This window comes from Algoriphagus aurantiacus (assembly GCF_035156405.1).
Lineage (GTDB): Bacteria > Bacteroidota > Bacteroidia > Cytophagales > Cyclobacteriaceae > Algoriphagus > Algoriphagus aurantiacus.
Genome location: NZ_JAXRUT010000006.1, coordinates 110,707 through 128,183 on the forward strand (window position 1 = coordinate 110,707; position 17,477 = coordinate 128,183).

General features: G+C 39.5%; 19 protein-coding genes and 1 riboswitch. Of the genes, 1 reads left to right on the forward strand and 18 read right to left on the reverse strand.

Going from position 1 to position 17,477, the window contains the following annotated elements; genetic code table 11:
• Positions 1 to 287 precede the first annotated feature (287 nt).
• The 9 genes from gldC to pdeM form a co-directional block, all read right to left on the reverse strand.
• The gene (gene gldC / locus SYJ56_RS08265) at positions 288 to 626 is read right to left on the reverse strand and encodes a gliding motility protein GldC (protein WP_323833336.1); all 339 of its coding nucleotides are present in this window, start codon (positions 624 to 626) and stop codon (positions 288 to 290) included.
• 184 nt (positions 627 to 810) lie between these two features.
• Positions 811 to 1,470 (reverse strand): 3-oxoacid CoA-transferase subunit B, encoded by a 660-nt coding sequence (locus SYJ56_RS08270; RefSeq protein ID WP_323833338.1) that lies wholly within the window; start codon positions 1,468 to 1,470, stop codon positions 811 to 813.
• 60 nt (positions 1,471 to 1,530) lie between these two features.
• Positions 1,531 to 2,226 (reverse strand): CoA transferase subunit A, encoded by a 696-nt coding sequence (locus SYJ56_RS08275; RefSeq protein ID WP_323833340.1) that lies wholly within the window; start codon positions 2,224 to 2,226, stop codon positions 1,531 to 1,533.
• 11 nt (positions 2,227 to 2,237) lie between these two features.
• Entirely contained in the window at positions 2,238 to 3,161 is a 924-nt protein-coding gene (locus tag SYJ56_RS08280; RefSeq protein ID WP_323833342.1) for a bifunctional riboflavin kinase/FAD synthetase, read from the reverse strand.
• Positions 3,148 to 3,828 carry a tRNA pseudouridine(55) synthase TruB gene (truB, locus tag SYJ56_RS08285; RefSeq protein ID WP_323833344.1) on the reverse strand — a complete coding sequence of 227 codons (681 nt, stop codon included), beginning with the start codon at positions 3,826 to 3,828 and terminating at the stop codon, positions 3,148 to 3,150. The genes SYJ56_RS08280 and truB overlap by 14 nt, the downstream gene beginning before the upstream one ends.
• A 1-nt stretch (position 3,829) precedes the next feature.
• The gene (locus SYJ56_RS08290; protein ID WP_323833346.1) at positions 3,830 to 4,624 is read right to left on the reverse strand and encodes an undecaprenyl-diphosphate phosphatase; all 795 of its coding nucleotides are present in this window, start codon (positions 4,622 to 4,624) and stop codon (positions 3,830 to 3,832) included.
• Between the two features lie 6 nt (positions 4,625 to 4,630).
• Positions 4,631 to 4,840 (reverse strand): DUF3098 domain-containing protein, encoded by a 210-nt coding sequence (locus SYJ56_RS08295; RefSeq protein ID WP_323833347.1) that lies wholly within the window; start codon positions 4,838 to 4,840, stop codon positions 4,631 to 4,633.
• A 2-nt stretch (positions 4,841 to 4,842) separates the two neighbouring features.
• Positions 4,843 to 5,733 (reverse strand): cell division protein FtsX, encoded by an 891-nt coding sequence (locus SYJ56_RS08300; protein ID WP_323833349.1) that lies wholly within the window; start codon positions 5,731 to 5,733, stop codon positions 4,843 to 4,845.
• Positions 5,734 to 5,782: 49 nt separating this feature from the next.
• Entirely contained in the window at positions 5,783 to 6,439 is a 657-nt protein-coding gene (pdeM, locus tag SYJ56_RS08305) for a ligase-associated DNA damage response endonuclease PdeM (RefSeq protein ID WP_323833351.1), read from the reverse strand.
• A gap of 80 nt (positions 6,440 to 6,519) precedes the next feature.
• Between pdeM and SYJ56_RS08310 the strand changes: the two genes are divergently transcribed.
• The gene (locus SYJ56_RS08310) at positions 6,520 to 6,963 is read left to right on the forward strand and encodes a DUF2147 domain-containing protein (protein WP_323833352.1); all 444 of its coding nucleotides are present in this window, start codon (positions 6,520 to 6,522) and stop codon (positions 6,961 to 6,963) included.
• Between the two features lie 47 nt (positions 6,964 to 7,010).
• Here the strand turns inward: SYJ56_RS08310 and SYJ56_RS08315 are convergent, their stop codons facing one another.
• The 9 genes from SYJ56_RS08315 to SYJ56_RS08355 form a co-directional block, all read right to left on the reverse strand.
• On the reverse strand, positions 7,011 to 8,066 hold the full coding sequence (locus SYJ56_RS08315) for a homoserine O-acetyltransferase family protein (RefSeq protein WP_323833354.1): 1,056 nt from the start codon (positions 8,064 to 8,066) through the stop codon (positions 7,011 to 7,013).
• Between the two features lie 8 nt (positions 8,067 to 8,074).
• The gene (locus tag SYJ56_RS08320) at positions 8,075 to 9,379 is read right to left on the reverse strand and encodes an O-acetylhomoserine aminocarboxypropyltransferase/cysteine synthase family protein (protein WP_323833356.1); all 1,305 of its coding nucleotides are present in this window, start codon (positions 9,377 to 9,379) and stop codon (positions 8,075 to 8,077) included.
• Between the two features lie 168 nt (positions 9,380 to 9,547).
• Positions 9,548 to 9,656: riboswitch (SAM riboswitch) on the reverse strand.
• 92 nt (positions 9,657 to 9,748) lie between these two features.
• Complete coding sequence (locus tag SYJ56_RS08325) at positions 9,749 to 10,396, reverse strand: carbonic anhydrase (protein ID WP_323833358.1); 648 nt, start codon at positions 10,394 to 10,396, stop codon at positions 9,749 to 9,751.
• Entirely contained in the window at positions 10,393 to 11,934 is a 1,542-nt protein-coding gene (locus SYJ56_RS08330) for a SulP family inorganic anion transporter (RefSeq protein ID WP_323833360.1), read from the reverse strand. Before SYJ56_RS08330 ends, SYJ56_RS08325 begins: the two co-directional genes overlap by 4 nt.
• A 99-nt stretch (positions 11,935 to 12,033) precedes the next feature.
• Positions 12,034 to 13,377, reverse strand: a complete 1,344-nt coding sequence (gene argH, locus SYJ56_RS08335; protein WP_323833362.1) for an argininosuccinate lyase — start codon at positions 13,375 to 13,377, stop codon at positions 12,034 to 12,036.
• Between the two features lie 2 nt (positions 13,378 to 13,379).
• On the reverse strand, positions 13,380 to 14,450 hold the full coding sequence (locus SYJ56_RS08340; RefSeq protein WP_323833526.1) for a M20 family metallo-hydrolase: 1,071 nt from the start codon (positions 14,448 to 14,450) through the stop codon (positions 13,380 to 13,382).
• A 21-nt stretch (positions 14,451 to 14,471) separates the two neighbouring features.
• The gene (argB, locus tag SYJ56_RS08345) at positions 14,472 to 15,272 is read right to left on the reverse strand and encodes an acetylglutamate kinase (RefSeq protein ID WP_323833364.1); all 801 of its coding nucleotides are present in this window, start codon (positions 15,270 to 15,272) and stop codon (positions 14,472 to 14,474) included.
• Between the two features lie 12 nt (positions 15,273 to 15,284).
• Positions 15,285 to 16,256, reverse strand: coding sequence for a Rossmann-fold NAD(P)-binding domain-containing protein (locus SYJ56_RS08350; protein WP_323833366.1), 972 nt, complete (start codon positions 16,254 to 16,256; stop codon positions 15,285 to 15,287).
• A gap of 3 nt (positions 16,257 to 16,259) precedes the next feature.
• Positions 16,260 to 17,405 (reverse strand): aspartate aminotransferase family protein, encoded by a 1,146-nt coding sequence (locus SYJ56_RS08355; RefSeq protein ID WP_323833368.1) that lies wholly within the window; start codon positions 17,403 to 17,405, stop codon positions 16,260 to 16,262.
• Positions 17,406 to 17,477 lie beyond the last annotated feature (72 nt).

Genomic DNA, 17,477 nt, shown 5'->3' on the forward strand with positions numbered 1-17,477 from the left:
AGGGCGAAAATTCATTAAGTAATAGGCGAAAATTAGCCTAAAAAATGAATAATTGATATTTTATATTCAAAATTTAATATAAGTCAAAGTGCTTTAAATATTGGTTTAGTTGGAAACTGAGGCATTCACTTGAAAATCAAAAAATATTTGATGACTTTATTGATAATCCATAAGCTAGCCACCTGTTTTGTTGACAATTCGAAAAACTATGTTTTTTTTCGATCAAATAGATTAACACCAAAAAAGCCCAGCAATTGCCGGGCTTTTCCAAGATATTTATAAGGCAATTAGCCTGCTTTGTTTTCTTCATTCACATGTTTTACCAAACGATCGCATAGCTCTTTGATCTCTTCAGACATATATTCGTCAGCGGTGCTATTTAAGATTGTTTGAGCCATTCCACCTAAGATGTCAATATAAAAACGCTTCATCTCTACTACCGACATTTCTTCTGTCCATAGATCGATTCGAAGTGTACTATGATTCTGATTGTCCCAAACGTTTAGACTAATGCTTTTAGTATCTTCAAGACCAGCACTTTCTTTATCTGATGCGTCCCATTTGATTGTTTTAGGAAAGCTATTTTCATCTAAATCGACCTGGAATTTAATCTCTGAGTTTTTCATGTGTTATAATTGATTTCTATTGGTCAAATAATCTCGCAGGGTTTATTATCATCCCTCTGTCTGTCGCCTGTGACATGCTCGATTTCATGCGTTGTAATTTGATCCCTATGGAACCCTGTGTTGATTTTGCAAAATTAATCAGGTTAACTTCACGAGCATTGCCTGAGTTCATTTTTGCCTGATTTTATTCAAAAATCATCTCAGGAATTTCACCTTCTATGATCAGCTTACCAGCAGTCTTGGATTTGATTTCTTCTACCGAAACTCCGGGAGCTCTTTCTCTAAGGATAAATCCACCATTCGGGGATATTTCCAGAACAGCTAGATCAGTGACTATTTTCTTTACACAACGGATTCCCGTGATAGGAAGTGAGCATTCTGGAAGAAGTTTTGATTCCCCTGATCGAGAGCAATGTTGCATAGCGACAATTATATTATCAGCAGAAGCTACGAGGTCCATGGCACCACCCATTCCTTTGACCATCTTACCGGGGATTTTCCAGTTTGATATGTCTCCATTTTCCGAAACTTCCATCGCACCTAGGATAGTCAAATGCACATGTCCGCCCCGAATCATAGCGAAGGATTCTGCGGAATTGAAAAGTGCTGAGCCTTTTGCCATTGTCACAGTTTGCTTTCCGGCATTGATCAGATCCGGGTCAATTTGATCTTCGGTGGGGAAGGGGCCAATTCCCAGCAATCCGTTTTCCGATTGGAGCACAACCTCCAAATCATCAGGAATGTAATTGGCAACTAAAGTGGGAATCCCTATTCCTAAATTTATGTATTGGCCATTCTTTACCTCTTTGGCTATTCTCTGGGCTATTTGATCTTTTGTAAGCATTTTGGGTTTGGTTTTGAAGTCAATAAGAAAAAGACGAGAAGGAGAACCGAAATTGTCTACCTATTTAGATACTGTTCTTTGCTCTATTCTCTTTTCGTAGTCTTTTCCTTGGAAAATACGCTGTACATAAATTCCGGGTGTGTGAATTTCGTTTGGGTTGAGTTCACCTGCCTGTACCAATTCTTCTACTTCAGCTATGCAGATCTTACCAGCAGCAGCCATCATAGGATTGAAATTCCTTGCTGTTCCCTTGAAAATCAAATTGCCGGCAGTATCACCTTTCCATGCTTTTACGATAGAGAAATCAGCTTTAAGCCAGCTCTCCAGAAGATACATTTTCCCATCAAATTCCCTTGATTCTTTTCCCTCAGCTACTTCTGTACCGACTCCGGCAGGAGTGAAGAAAGCGGGGATTCCAGCTCCACCTGCGCGAACTCGCTCTGCAAGCGTTCCCTGTGGAATCAAATCCACCTCAAGTTCTCCGCTCAATAATTGTCTTTCAAACTCTGCGTTTTCTCCCACATAGCTAGAAATCATCTTCTTGACCATTCGCTTTTTCAGTAATAGACCAATACCGAAATCATCTACGCCGGCATTGTTTGATACGATAGTCAAGCCAGAAATATCCCTTTCTAGGAGAGCGGAAATGCAATTCTCGGGAATGCCGGTCAAACCAAAGCCTCCCATCATTAGCATGCAGTTGCTGGGAATATCTGCTACTGCTTCACGGGCATTATTTACTGTTTTGTTGATCATATATTTTGGGTTTATAGCAAGTTTTTGGCATTCTTCTGGTCAATAAAAAGTTGTTCTTTCAAGGCTTCCAAACCATCAAATTTTCTCTCTTCACGAAGGAATGCTTTAATATAAATAGTGATCTGTTTATCATACAAATCTCCTTGGAAATCAAATAAATTGGCCTCTACTGTCTTTTGGGTTCCATTGACGGTTGGTCGATTTCCAATGTTCAGCATGGCTTTGTACAGTGCACCATTCACCAAAGCCTCTACTGCGTAAACGCCATCTTTGGGGATAAGTTTGTAATCATTGGGGATATGGATATTGGCAGTTGGGAATCCGATGGATCGACCGATCTGCTGTCCTTTGATCACCAGACCATTCAGTTCATAAGGTCTTCCAAGATAATTAATGGCAGTGGCTATATCGCTGTTTTCAAGTGCATGACGGATTTTTGTACTGGATACGCCAATATCTTCCACGTCCTGTCTGGAAATTTCCTCCAAGTCAAACCCATATTCTTCATGGTGTGCTTGCAGGTATTCAAAACTTCCTTCACGATTTTTCCCAAACCGATGATCATAGCCTATGACCAGTTTTTTGGTTTGTATTGTATCTACCAATACTGACTCAATAAATTCCTTGGAAGAAAGTTGGGAAAATTCTTTGGTGAAGGGGATCGTGATCAAATGGTCAATACCAAATTGCCGAAGTAGCTTAGCCTTTTCTTCAAAAGTGCTCAAAAGTCTCAGGTTATGCTCATCTGGGTATAACACCAACCTGGGATGAGGCCAAAAAGTAATAAGAACTGTCTCACCAATTATGGAGCGAGCTAATTCTCGAATGCGATGAAGGATTTTCTGATGCCCGAGATGCACTCCATCAAATGTCCCACTTGTGACCACTGCATTGGAGAGTTTAGGGAAATCACTTAGGCCTTCATAGATTTTCATTTGTTCTTGCTTTGATTTCTTCTACCAAAGGTAAAAGCTCATGTGCTGCTGAGAGTTTGAAATTACCAATTCTTGTTCTGCAAAGCGAACTCATGTAAGCTCCCACATTCAATTTCTCGCCAAGGTCTCTCGCCAAACTTCGGATATAAGTGCCTTTAGAGCAAACGATTCTAAACTCGACAGTTGGGTTTTCAAACTTGGTAATCTCAAATTCACTCACCGTGACAGGCCGTGGATCCATTTTTACTTCTTTGCCTTTTCTGGCAGATTCATAGACCCGTTTTCCATCAACTTTGATTGCAGAGTGCATAGGAGGAACTTGCATAATATCACCTGTAAGTTCAGCTACAGCAGCTCGTACTTGCTCTAGCGAAATATGTGAGGGGTCAGAAACAGGCACAATGGGTTGTTCTAAATCAAAAGAATCCGTGGTGGATCCTAAAACGAAGGTGCCAGTATATTCCTTTTCTTGCCCCATAAAAGAATCAATTTGCTTGGTCATTTTTCCGGCGCAAACAATCAACAATCCTGTAGCCAAAGGATCAAGCGTTCCGGCATGTCCTACTTTTTTGATCCGCAGTGCATTTCGGACTTTTTTTACCACATCAAAAGATGTCCATTCAAGTGGTTTGTTGATCAAAAATACTTCTCCGTAAGGTTCTTGCATTCTATAAATATAATCCTGCTACTATAGCAATCACGCCAACTACAAAGCAGTAAATTGAAAAATAACTGAGTTTACTGCTTCTTACAAGTTTGATCATCCAGGTACATGCAGCTATGCCAGCTATGAAAGCAGCAATAAATCCTGCACTAAGGTATCCGATTCCTTCTGTCTCCAATGAAAGACCTCCATCTAAAATATCTTTGGCTATTTTTCCCAAGATTAACGGAACGACCATCAAAAATGAAAACCTCGCAGCCTTCGCCTTATCTATCCCCAGGAGAACAGATGTGGAGATCGTAGCTCCAGACCGGGAAATACCAGGAAGAATCGCAATTGCCTGCGCTATGCCGATGAGCAGTGCCTGTCCGAAAGTCACTGGCTGGTTAGTAAATTTGGCTTTATCAGCCAAATAGAGTAGGACGGCTGTCAAAATGAGCATACAGCCCACAAAAACAATCTGTCCGTCGAATAGTGTTTCTAATTCCTCTTGGAATACAACTCCTACAATCGCAGCAGGGAACATGGAGAGGACTATTTTAGCTACAAATTGTGTCTCATTATTCCATTTGAATTTGAATAATCCTATGAAGATTTCTGCAATATCCTTTCTGAATACAATAATAGTGCTTAAGGCTGTGGCAAAGTGAACTACAACCGTAAACATTAGACCTTCTGCAGGCATTTTACTTTCTCCTAAAATTGCCTTTCCAAGTTCAAGATGACCGCTGGAGGAAACCGGCAAAAATTCTGTTAATCCCTGAATGATCCCAAGGATAATCGCATCAATAATTTCCACGTTTTTTTAATTGCTTTCAGTTTTGGCAAAAATCGCATAGAACTCAAAAATAAATCCAGCCAAGGTCACTATCGGACCGATAGTAAGTCCCAAAACGCCGTTACCGTGCGGTTCACCATCTAAGCCTATGATGATAAAACCTAGTATTATAAGCGCAATGCCAATAAACATCAGCTTGTAGTTTTTGCGGGAAAAAGGGAAAGAAGATTTGCTCATTATTAATAGAGTTCGTCCAAAGACATATTTAAATACTTATTTACTGCTCGCAAGGTACTGAGTACAGAGAGAATTCCGCCCACTGTAATCAAAATACCGAAGAGAGCTAATAACAATTGTTGATTTTGAAGCATTGCGAATCCTTCAATATTCGCCTGAGTATATTTCACCAAAGCGAATAGAATCACTGATGCAAAAGCACCTGCCATCATTCCAAATAAGAATGCTCTGGACAGAAATGGTTTTCTGATAAATCCTCTGGTAGCACCGACCAGCTGCATAGAACGGATCAAAAAACGCTGAGAGAACAAGGCCAGACGTATGGTATTATTGATCAACATGACTACGGTAATGATCAAAATCAAAATAAACCCGCCTAAGACTAAACTTACTTTGAGTAAATTCTTGTTGATTGAATCCACCAAATCGGTCATGTAAGAAACTTCAAATACCCCTGGAATTGCCTGGATTTCAGCTACAATAGCTTCTAATTGCTCTGAAGTCTGAAACTCTTCCGCGATTGTCAACACAAAACTGTCGCGAAGTGGATTGTCTTCCAGGAATTTAGTGAAGTCTTCTCCTGTACTTTCTATAAAAGTAGAAGCTGCTTCCTCATCTGATACAAACTTTAGATTCAGCGTATCTCCTTTTTGAAGGATAAAAGATCGCTTGGAAAGGTTGTCATGAATCGCATCAAGGTCTTTTTGTCCCAAGTTTTTTTCCAAGAATACCTGTACCTCGATATTCTCACGGATCATACTTGTCAGTGTTTTTGCCTGGATCAAGATCACTCCGAAAAGACCTACTATAAAAAGTGATAGGGTAGTGCTGAAGAGAACACTTCCGAATTTGAAGTGCCCTAGTGTCTTTTTCTTTCGTGGATAGTTGGCCATATATTATGATTTCTGCTCAAAAGTAACTTTCCCCAAGGATATTGCCAATCTATTCTTGATAAAGGATTTTAATGACTTTTTCTCCACTAATTCCATAAATGTGATCTTGTGCCTTACGCTTGACTAAAGAAAGACCTGTAAATCTACCAAATGCCGGAAGTATCAGTTGATTCTCGCTTTGATGAAAACATGATATTCTTATAGATTGCCTGCCTTTGCCATACAGGCGAACTCCGGGATGTATATGTCCACAGATATTCAATTTTCCTTCAGGAATATGCTTAGCTGGCTCATGAGTGAGAAATAAATTCCCCATTTCGACTGGATTTTCATGAATTTGAAATAATGATTGACGATAAGCCAAGGGAGGCAGTACATCATGATTTCCTTTAACCAGATGAAATCGGACATGATTAAAGTCTGACAAGAATGCGTTCAATGATTCCCATTGTTCATTCCAATCGCTATGAAATAAGTCACCTAAAATGTAAAAATCAGTTGGAGAATATTTTTTTATTAGTGCTGTAAGTGTCTCTAAATCATGTTTATGAATAGGTTCTGGTATGGGAATTCCTGATTTTCGGAAATGTGCGGCTTTCCCAAAATGCAAGTCAGCAATAAATAAAGTTGAGCTTTCAGCAATCCAAATTGCTTTCTCAGGTAGCAACTGAATGATAGTACCAGAAAACGTAATACTAGAATACATTAATAATTAGGTATGGTTTTAGGACGTTATTGGGTAAAATCAAATCTAGCCTAATTTAAATTTTACTAAACTGATTTTTTATGAAAACTTGTCAATTTGCTTCGATATGCATTTTCTTGATACTAGTAGGAAGTGAAAGTGCGCTTGCCCAATCCAAATCAAAAATCAAAGGTGTGTGGTGGAATACAGAGAAAACCGCCCAGATAGAAATCATGGAAAATGATTCTCAAATGATTGGCAAAATCATTTGGCTTATGCAAGATGAAGATACTTCGGAGGTATATACCGATGGTTTAAATGAAGAACTAGTTCTAAGGGACCGTCCGCTGATGGGGCTCACTATTTTAGAAGGGTTAAGGTATAAGGATGGGATTTGGGGCGACGGCAAAATTTACGACCCGAAATCTGGCAAAAGTTATAATTGCGAATTACAACTTAAAAAGAAAGACATTCTTGAGATCAAAGGTTTTTTAGGCGATTCGTGGGTGAGTCGAACTGTGGAATGGAATAGGGTAAAAAAATAAGGAAGAAATTTCTGCCTTATTTTTTTACCAATGTATTTTATTAACGTTTAGTGCTTTTGCTGTAGGTAAAATGATTTCAAAATATAGGAAAGCTGCTCAAATTCAATCAAGAAAGCATCGTGTCCAGCTGAAGAAGTGATTTCCTTGTAAGTCCCTTTTTTCGCTTTTTGGCTGATATACTGAGATTCTTCTGGGAGAAAGAGTAAATCAGAATCCACACCAATTGCCAACACATTTGCTTCGATTTTACTTAAGGCAATATCCAATCCACCACGATTTCTTCCAAGATCATGGGAATCCATCGTTTTGCTGAGTGTCCAATAGGAGAGTGCATTAAATCTACTCGCTAATTTTTGACCCTGATAGCGCAGATAGGAGGAGGCACGATAATCATCCATTTTACCATCAGTATCCACCTGCTTAGATTTAAGATCCAATGGGTGTCTATAGGTTAGCATTGCTATGGCACGTGCTGTTTCCAACCCCTTTTTTCCTGCCAATTCATGGCATTCACCCCAAGTGCAATCAGACTCTATAGCCATTCTTTGAGTTTCATTGAAGCCAATAACCCAAGGAGTGCTTTTAGCTGTGGAGGCTAAAATAATTGCATTTTTAAGCTTAGTGCCCAGCAGGTACGCCCATTCCAGTCCAACTTGCCCTCCCAGAGAACCACCGATCAAGCTATGGATACTGTCTAGTTGTAAATGAACCCTCAATCGCTCTAGTCCTACGGCCATATCCCTGCTGGTCATCTGAGGAAAATCGTAATAATATGGCTTTCCGGTACTAGGATTTTCACTAAACGGCTGCGTAGAACCATAACATGATCCCAGCAGATTTGCACAGATGATGAAATGATTAGCAGGATCGAAGAATTTATCTTCGCCTATCAGACCATTCCACCATTCTGATGCATTAGAATCGCCGGTAAGCGCATGAATAACCCAGACCACATTGGATTTATCCGAATTGAGTTGCCCATAGGTGGTATAGGCAATATCAATTTCAGAAAGAATTTCTCCAGATTCCAGATGCAAAGGTGTACTAGAATGAAATGTTTCCTGGGACATAGTAATCGTAGCGTATTGACTTTTAAGGTTCATTTATAGAATTAGATTTTATCGAATGCTTGTTGCAAATCTGACTTGATATCTTCGATGTGTTCGATACCACATGAAATTCTCAGTTGAGTAGGAGTGACACCGGCCGCAAGTTGTTCAGCATCTGAAAGCTGCTGGTGGGTAGTAGCTGCTGGTTGGATGATTAGTGTTTTAGCATCGCCTACATTGGCTAAGTGAGAAATCAACTCCAGGTTATTGATCAAAGTTGAAGCTTGTTCTTTATCTCCTTTCAGTTCAAAGCTCAAAACTCCTCCAAATCCATTTCTCAAGTATTTTTTAGCCAACTCATGGTATGGAGATGATTCCAATCCTGGGTAATTTACTTTCTGTACCGAAGGATGAGCTTCTAGCCACTGTGCTAAGGCTAATGTGTTTTCCACTGTTTTTTGCACTCTTAGTGAAAGTGTTTCTATTCCTTGTAATAAGAGAAAAGAATTGAATGGGCTGATAGCAGGTCCAAAATCACGAAGTCCTTCTACTCGCGCGCGTATTGCAAAGGCAATATTGGGCAGTCCTAGTGGATTATTTTCTCCGAATACCTCCCAGAAATTCAAGCCATGATATCCCTCTGAAGGCTCTGAGAACTGTTTGAATTTACCATTGCCCCAGTTGAAGTTACCTCCATCTACTATTATACCTCCAATGGAATTACCATGTCCACCAATCCATTTGGTAGCTGAGGAAGTGACAATATTTGCTCCATGGGCGATAGGCTGGCATAAATATCCAGCGGCTCCAAAGGTATTATCTACTATCAATGGGATATCATGCTTCTTGGCTACAGCTGCAATAGCTTCGAAATCAGGAACATTGAATTCAGGGTTTCCTATTGTCTCAAGATAGATTGCCTTAGTTTTCTCATCGATGAGTGCTTCGAAATCTTCAGGACCTTTTCCTTTGGCAAATCTAGCTTCGATGCCTATTCTTTTAAATGAAACTTTAAATTGATTGAAAGTTCCTCCGTATAGAAATGGACTAGACACGAAATTATCTCCCACTTCCATGATGTTGTTCAATGCTAGAAATTGAGCTGCTTGGCCTGAGCTGGTAGCAACAGCTGCCACACCGCCTTCCAGTGCTGCTATTCTTTTCTCAAATACATCCGTGGTGGGATTCATGATTCGGGTGTATATATTCCCGAATTCCTTTAAGCCAAAAAGATTTGCTCCATGCTCTGCAGAATTGAATACGTAGGAAGTAGTTTGATAGATAGGAACTGCGCGAGAGTTAGTGGCTGGATCTGGTTCTTGGCCAGCATGAACTTGCAGTGTGTCGAAGTGAAGGGTTTTTGACATGATTTTTTTGGATTTATGGTTTGAAAAATAGTGAACATTAAAAAGCCTATAACGAATTATTCGAAATAGGCAGAAATAGAATCAGCACGGGAATAAAGCATGATGCTTTACTAACGATAGTATTGAAATAGAAGTTTGTAAGGTGTGTCCTGAGTGCATTTTAATATGAACTTATAGTTCCAAAGGAGAATATCTCTTTTGGCAGGAATTGGCACCTTGGACTTTCCAGGTTGCCAGAGGGTCTATGAGCCTGTCTCTCGCCTCTTCTTTATAAATCCGAGCACTTAAAAGTGAAAGGATGATGCAAATAAAGGGTCAGCGAGTTGAAAATCAAAATATATTTTCACTCGCTGACCTGAAAAACTTGAATTATTTATCTAATTCTTCCTGATCGAACCTGAAAATAGGATTGATATTGTTAAAATCAGGATCAATATTTACCAATTCTTTGATCAATCCATCATTTAGCCCATAAGCCCATCCATGAATTTTGGGCGCCGATCTATCTCTCCATGCTTTTTGAATGATCGATGTTTTTATTAGATCTTGGCATTGTTCGATTACATTGAATTCTACCAGAGCATTTACTTTCTCATCATGATTTTCGATTGAATCAATCTCTTTTTGGTATTGCTTATATACCTCTTTGATATTGAGAAGCCATTTGTTGATGATACCAAAGCTCTTGTTACTTAGTGCAGCTTCTATTCCGCCACAGCCATAATGACCACATACGATGACATGCTCTACTTTAAGTACTGCTACAGCATATTCTAAAACACTAAGCAAATTGAGATCAGTATGAACTACCATATTTGCTATGTTTCTATGTACAAAAATTTCTCCCGGGTCCGTCCCTGTAATCTGATTTGCAGGAACTCTACTGTCAGAACAACCTATCCAAAGAAATTTAGGGGACTGCTGCTTGGCTAATCTTTCAAAAAATTTCCCATCGGTCAGTTTTTGATCGGATGACCAAGCTTTATTCTGTATTAACAATTTCTCGTAAGGTTTCATATGTTTTCGTGGGTTTGATGCTGATATCCATCTACTTTAATTGTAATATTTCTGTCTGAACAGGAAGCTATAAAGTCATTTAATACTTCCTGAATGTCGTGATCAATAAATTGTGCTCTTTGAGCATTAATTATCACTTTACTATCTGATGGAATTTTAGATAGATTTTTCATTAATATCGCCTTATTTAAAAAAGAGACATCTTTTTGAAGTTTTAAAAGGTAGTTTCCGTTCAATTCAGTCAACGTTACTGCGCGAACGAAATTAGTTTTTACAACAAAGAATAATCCGAATACCATTCCAATACCTATACCCACCAAAAGATCAGTGAATAGGATGGCAACTACAGTGACAATAAAAGGAATAAATTGATCCCATCCATTTTTGTAAATATTTATGAAAATGCTTGGCTTAGCAAGTTTGTATCCCACTAAAAACAATACTGCAGCAAGACAACTGAGCGGAATCATATTTAAAATATTGGGAATACTCAATACTAAAATCATCAATAATATTCCATGAAGGATGGCAGACATTTTGGTTTTAGCGCCTGAAGCAACGTTGGCTGAACTTCTCACGATCACAGCAGTCACGGGGAGTCCTCCAATTAGCCCAGAGATAGAATTGCCTATGCCTTGAGCCACTAATTCTTTACTTGGCGGAGTAGTCCTTTTCATTGGGTCGAGTTTGTCTGCCGCGTCAATACTCAATAGAGTCTCAAGGCTTCCGATGATCGCAATGGTAGCCGCTACAATCCAAAAAGTACTTTCGCCAATCATGGAGAAATCTGGAAAAGTCAGCAAATCACCTAATTGTCCAAAATTATCCAAAACTGGAATACTTACTAAGTGATCTCCTGTAAGCTGCCATTCAGGCTTCCAAATTCCATAAAGAAAATTGATTAATATCCCAGATAAAACAGCCCATAAAGCGCCAGGAACGACTCCTAGAATCTTATGATTTTTAATTTTTGGCCTTTCAAAAAGTATCAAAATACCCATTGCAATCACCACAATTGGTATCGCACCTATGCTATGATATTTGATTGCATACCAAATTTCAGAAAATGTATTATGATCATCAGTCTGCATAAATGCCTGATCACCCATCAAGTCAACATCGTAGCCCAGGGCATGTGGGATTTGCTTTAAGATTAGAATCAAGCCGATTGCAGTAAGCATTCCCTTAATGACAGCATGTGGAAAGTAATATCCAATTACACCAGCTTTAGAAATCCCCAAAGCCAACTGGATCAAACCAGCTACAACAAGGGTAGCTAGAAAAAGGGGAAAAGTCCCCATACTGCTAATAGAATCGAGTACAATTACTGTCAATCCCGCTGCCGGACCACTAACACTTACATGTGATCCAGATAGGGCCCCAACGATTATTCCTCCAACAATTCCCGCAATTAGGCCCGACATTGGAGGTGCACCACTTGCAATTGCAATTCCCAAACAAAGTGGTAATGCCACTAAGAAAACCACAAGACTGGCTTTCACATCATATTTGAGATTGCTTCCAAAAAGGGTATTCATTATAAAGATAGGGTTTTAATGAAGATGAAAATTTTCTTCTATTTTGGTGTAAAAATAGATTATCGCATGGGATTTTTATAGCTACTCATGTAAAACATGCTAAATGTGTAATTTTAAAAGATCTTTGAAGGATTGGTCTACGTCGTTAAAATTAAATTGTTGGATTGCATTCTTCATTTTAAGATTAATTTCCATAAGGTTCAGGTTTCCAATACTTCCTTCGTGTGAATGGTTTAGTTTACTTTGATCCGGCGCAAAATTGTCTGATTCTATATCCATCCCAACCTGCTTGTATGCATCCCTAAATGGAGTCCCTTTTAACACCAAGTCATTAACGACCTCAACTGAAAATAGATGCTTGTAAAAAGGGTCTGTCAAAATGTTTTCTTTCACCATGATAGATTTGAGCATAAAAGCACTCATACTAAGACAAGATTTTAGGCTTTCTAAAGCGGGAAAAATCTCCTCCTTAAGTAATTGCAAATCTCTATGATAACCCGTAGTGGTGTTTGTCAAAATCATTGAGACAGCATTTGGTACCGCTTGAATTTGATTGGTTTTTGCTCTGATCAATTCAAATACATCAGGATTCTTTTTATGCGGCATGATACTGCTTCCTGTAGTCAAATCATCTGGAAACTTAATAAATGCAAAGTGTTGATTCATAAAAATACACACATCGGACGCCAGACGATTTAGTGTACCCGCCATGCCTGCCAAGGCAAATGATAATGTACGCTCAGTTTTTCCTCGACTGTTTTGCGCATTTAGCACATTGTGATGAAGATCAGCAAAACCAAGAAGACTGGTAGTCAATGTCCTGTTTAAAGGAAAACTAGAGCCATATCCAGCAGCAGAACCCAGCGGGTTTTTGTTGGCTAAGTCGAACGCTGCCTTTAGCATGCCCATATCTTCACTTATGCCTTCTGCAAAAGAACTAAACCAAAGCCCGAATGATGAAGGCATGGCGAGTTGTGTATGCGTATAACCTGGCATCAAATCACCTTTATGTTTATCAGCCAGTTCTATTAATAGTTCGAAAAGTGCTGAACTTTCTTCCACCAATTCACGGATAGCAGCTCGATAGTATAGTTTCAAGTCAACCAAAACTTGATCGTTTCTGCTTCTACCGCTATGAAGCTTCTTACCTACATCGCCAAACCGTTCGGTCAACAAAAACTCAACCTGGGAATGGACATCTTCCACTCCATCAGCAATCTCAAATTTTCCTTCCTGGATTTCAGAATAGATATCTTTTAGTCCACGCTGAAGAATTTCATTTTCCTCAATTGTCAAAAGACCAATCGTAGATAGCATCTGCGCATGAGCCATAGAACCAAGCACATCAAAAGGTGCCAAAAGTATATCAAATTCAGGATCTCGGCCTATAGTAAAGGTTTCCACTTCCTTTTTGCTGCCTGTTTCTTTTTGCCAAAGTTTCATTTCTAATTAGTTTGAGTGAGCATATCAGCGTAGGTTTCAAGAATCTTGATATAGCCTACTATGCCTTTCTGAATTTCGTTCAAGTAAATAAATTCATCTGCAGAATGTGACCTAGCTGAGTCTCCAGGGCCAATTTTTATAGATGGGTAGGGGATCAAAGCTTGATCTGAAAGTGTAGGACTTCCGTAAGTTTTGAGTCCAAGTAGCTCGCCGACTTTCAGAATTAAATGGTCTGCTGGTACATGTGATGATTGCAGTCTCAATGAACGGGGAATTAATTCAGCATTGAGAGAGCTTTTCAATTCTTCAAGTGCTTCTTCCAATGAATATGCATCGGTAACCCGGACATCCAACACAAACTCGCAAAGATCTGGAACCACATTATGCTGCTGTCCCGAATGGATAACTGTTGCCGAAACTTTAGTTTTACCTAAGAATTGGGAAGTTTTTTTGAACTCAAAATCTTTGATTTTTTGTAGATCATCTAAAGCTAGATAAATAGCATTTACGCCTTCTTCTCGTGCAGCATGCCCTGCTTTGCCATGTACTTTTGCATCAATCACCATCAGACCTTTTTCGGCAACTGCCAAGTCCATCAAAGTAGGTTCTCCCACGATAGCCAAATCACATGCTGGAAGCTGGTCTATGACGGATGCGATTCCATTCTTACCTGAAATCTCCTCTTCTGCTGAGGCTATCATGATCAGGTTAAAAGGGAGGTACTGACCATAAAAATGAGTAAAGGCTGCAATTAGACTTACTAGCGGTCCTCCGGCATCATTGCTTCCCAAACCAAATAATTTTCCCTCTTCCGTGATTGCAAGAAAAGGATCTTTAGTATTGCCAGCATTAGGTTTGACCGTGTCATGATGGGAATTCAGCCAGATTGTAGGCTTATTTTTATCAAAAGTAGCAGCGAATGCCCAGATGTTATTTCCTGATTTGTGGACTTCTATTTCTCTTGCAGTGAAAAACTCTTCTAGTATATCTGCAGTATAGTTTTCTTCCTTAGAATAAGACGGGATTTCTATTAACTGAGTAAGAAGTTGTACTGCATCATCATATAAATCCATCGATATTTTCAAATTGTTGAGTTAGTAGAGGTCATATCGGCTTCTCTCGATGGTTGTTCCCGAGAGTTTACCTTTTGCTGCCAGATGAAGGTTTTCTGCCTTTCCGATCCAAACATGGTTTACACCCTTTTCCAATGCTTCGAACGCATTGTCCAATTTTGGGATCATTCCGGAGTGAATTACATTTTCTTTGCGAAGCTCTTCGTAAATATCCTCATTGATGAGAGGAATAATGGAATTTTCATTCTTTTCATCAATCAAAACCCCGCTCTTATTGAAACAGAAATAGAGATTGACCTGATGTTCTTTGGCTAGGCTGGTAGCTAGTGCCGAAGCAATGCTATCTGCATTCGTGTTTAGCAATTGTCCTTTCGCATTATGTGTAATTGCATTTACAACAGGAAGCAATTCACCTGAAAGTAAATGATCAATTAACTTAGTATTAACTTCTTGAATATCACCTACAAATCCATAATCAATTCCTTTCACAGGACGCTTAATAGATCTAATAATATTGCCATCAGCACCACACATGCCTATCGCATTTACTTTCAGCGCTTGAAGTTTAGCTACTATGTTCTTATTGATCAAACCAGCATAGACCATTGTTACCACATCAAGAGTCTCTTGATCTGTGATTCTTCTTCCGTCTACCATCTCGGGCATCACACCAAGCGATTCTCCAAATCGGGAAGCCATAACTCCACCACCATGAACAAGTATTTTGTGTCCAGGGAATTTGGCGAAAAGGGCTAAAAATTCCTCAAGCTTTTCAGGAAAGTCGATGACATTACCACCGATTTTAATTATACTTATTTTCATTGGGCGTAAACTTTATGTATTTCCTAGCAGGTAGCTAATGGCTGCTTGAGCGGCGTAAATTCTATTTTTGGCTTGCTGCTGCACTAAGGAACGCTCACCATCCAAGATCTCATCAGATAACTCTAGATTTCTTCTGACAGGAAGGCAATGCATTACTTTAGCATTTTCGGCATGTTCAAAATGCTTTTCTGTGAGCATCCAAGAGTCATCAGTAGAAATGATTTTGCCATAATCATTAAACGAAGACCAATTTTTAACATACACAAAATCAGCATTTTCTAGTGCTTTACTTTGAGTATATTCTATAGTTGCTCCTTTAGTATATTCTTCATCCAATTCATAACCTTTAGGATGGGTAATTGTGAGATCGTAATCCATTCCCAGCGTCCACTCCGCAAAGGAATTAGCTACTGCATGAGGGATAGCTTTAATATGGGGCCCCCAAGTCAATACAACCTTGGGCTTCTTTTTTCCTGTCCAATTCTCTCTTATCGTTATTTGATCAGCTAGGCTTTGTAGCGGGTGACGGGTGGCAGATTCCAGACTCACGATAGGAACTCCAGAATATTTAACAAATTGAGAAAAGGCAAAATCACTGATGTCTTCCTCTTTATTAGTCAAAGAAGGGAAAGCACGAATTGCAAGAATATCAAAGTAGGATCCAAGTACAGCAGCGGCATCTTTAATGTGCTCTACGGTACCACGATTCATGACTGCGCCATCTTGCATCTCTAGAGCCCAGCCTTCCTTGTCCATATTCAACACAATTGGATCCATCCCCAGGTTCATAGCTGCTAGCTGAGTAGAAACACGTGTCCTAAGAGAAGGATTTAAGAAAACACATCCTAAGCGCTTACCCGCGCCTTTCGCCTTGTCAAGAGCCGGATTTGCTTTATATAAAAGCGCTTGTTCGATCAACTGGTTGCCTAAATCGAATGATTCAAATTTTGTAAAGTGCTGTAGTGGCTGAATAATGTTTGCCATTTGTTAATTGGAAGGGGATTGACTTAAGATTTCTTTTAATGCGGTTAAAAACGAATTTAACTGATTCCACTCGATATTTAAAGGAGGCAAGACTCTTATCGTATTCTTACCTGCTGCGCTTCCGGTAAACATGTGGTATCCTTTGACTAATTCTGAGCGAACGGGTCCAGCATCCCGATCCAAATCAATTCCTATCATCAAACCTATACCGCGAATAGCGGTGATTCCTGAGATGCCTTTCAATTCTTCCAAAAGCTGTTCACCAAGTTTTGTGGCATTTGCCAGAAGGTTTTCTTTTTCAATGATTTCAACCACTGCCAAACCAGCTGCGCAAGCCAAGTGATTTCCACCGAATGTAGTTCCCAGCAAACCATAGGTTGCTTTAAATTCTGGAGAGATCAGGATTCCACCAATTGGAAATCCATTTCCCATGCCTTTTGCCATGCTGATAATATCCGGCTTTAGACCATCGACTAACTGATGCGCAAAGAATTTTCCAGTTCTGCCAAAACCAGACTGAACTTCATCCAAAATCAATTTCGCTTTATATTCCTTAGAAAGAGAAGCTAAGCCCTGAAGGAATTCTGCACTTGGAACCTGAATACCATTCACCCCCTGGATGCCTTCAATGATAATTCCGGCTATTTCATTGGACTTCAGCGTCTCTTCCACTGCATCTAAATCTGCCCATGGAAGAATATGGAAATCCTCACGCGCATTGCATGGAGCAACGATTTTTGGATTGTCTGTTAAAGCTACTGCACCGGATGTTCTTCCATGAAAACTGCCTGAAAAAGCAATGAACCCAGACTTTCCTGTAGCAAAGGAAGCTAGTTTGATTGCATTCTCATTGGCTTCAGCTCCCGAATTACACAGAAACAGCTCGTACTCAGGATAGCCTGATAGCTTGCCTAGTTTCTCTGCATATTCTTTTTGTATAGGGATCTGAACTGAATTAGAGTAGAATGCGATCTGATCGAGCTGATCTTTGATTCGCTTTACATACTGAGGATGTGTGTGACCAATGGAAATTACAGCGTGTCCACCGTATAAGTCTATATATTCTTGTCCATGCTCGTCCCAGAGTTTACAGCCTTCAGCCTTTGCGATGGTAACTGGAATTAGGGGATATACATCAAATAATTTCATAAGGATTTACGAATTACGAAATGAGATTTACGGAGTCTTTTTGGACTTCGTAAATCATTTCTAAGTTGGAGA

Coding starts and splice junctions, on each gene's coding strand:
- gldC (WP_323833336.1), bottom strand. CDS start 626: ATGAAAAACTCAGAGATTAAATTCCAGGTCGATTTAGATGAAAATAGC.
- SYJ56_RS08270 (WP_323833338.1), bottom strand. CDS start 1,470: ATGCTTACAAAAGATCAAATAGCCCAGAGAATAGCCAAAGAGGTAAAG.
- SYJ56_RS08275 (WP_323833340.1), bottom strand. CDS start 2,226: ATGATCAACAAAACAGTAAATAATGCCCGTGAAGCAGTAGCAGATATT.
- SYJ56_RS08280 (WP_323833342.1), bottom strand. CDS start 3,161: ATGAAAATCTATGAAGGCCTAAGTGATTTCCCTAAACTCTCCAATGCA.
- truB (WP_323833344.1), bottom strand. CDS start 3,828: ATGCAAGAACCTTACGGAGAAGTATTTTTGATCAACAAACCACTTGAA.
- SYJ56_RS08295 (WP_323833347.1), bottom strand. CDS start 4,840: ATGAGCAAATCTTCTTTCCCTTTTTCCCGCAAAAACTACAAGCTGATG.
- SYJ56_RS08300 (WP_323833349.1), bottom strand. CDS start 5,733: ATGGCCAACTATCCACGAAAGAAAAAGACACTAGGGCACTTCAAATTC.
- pdeM (WP_323833351.1), bottom strand. CDS start 6,439: ATGTATTCTAGTATTACGTTTTCTGGTACTATCATTCAGTTGCTACCT.
- SYJ56_RS08310 (WP_323833352.1), top strand. CDS start 6,520: ATGAAAACTTGTCAATTTGCTTCGATATGCATTTTCTTGATACTAGTA.
- SYJ56_RS08315 (WP_323833354.1), bottom strand. CDS start 8,066: ATGAACCTTAAAAGTCAATACGCTACGATTACTATGTCCCAGGAAACA.
- SYJ56_RS08320 (WP_323833356.1), bottom strand. CDS start 9,379: ATGTCAAAAACCCTTCACTTCGACACACTGCAAGTTCATGCTGGCCAA.
- SYJ56_RS08325 (WP_323833358.1), bottom strand. CDS start 10,396: ATGAAACCTTACGAGAAATTGTTAATACAGAATAAAGCTTGGTCATCC.
- SYJ56_RS08330 (WP_323833360.1), bottom strand. CDS start 11,934: ATGAATACCCTTTTTGGAAGCAATCTCAAATATGATGTGAAAGCCAGT.
- argH (WP_323833362.1), bottom strand. CDS start 13,377: ATGAAACTTTGGCAAAAAGAAACAGGCAGCAAAAAGGAAGTGGAAACC.
- SYJ56_RS08340 (WP_323833526.1), bottom strand. CDS start 14,450: ATGGATTTATATGATGATGCAGTACAACTTCTTACTCAGTTAATAGAA.
- argB (WP_323833364.1), bottom strand. CDS start 15,272: ATGAAAATAAGTATAATTAAAATCGGTGGTAATGTCATCGACTTTCCT.
- SYJ56_RS08350 (WP_323833366.1), bottom strand. CDS start 16,256: ATGGCAAACATTATTCAGCCACTACAGCACTTTACAAAATTTGAATCA.
- SYJ56_RS08355 (WP_323833368.1), bottom strand. CDS start 17,405: ATGAAATTATTTGATGTATATCCCCTAATTCCAGTTACCATCGCAAAG.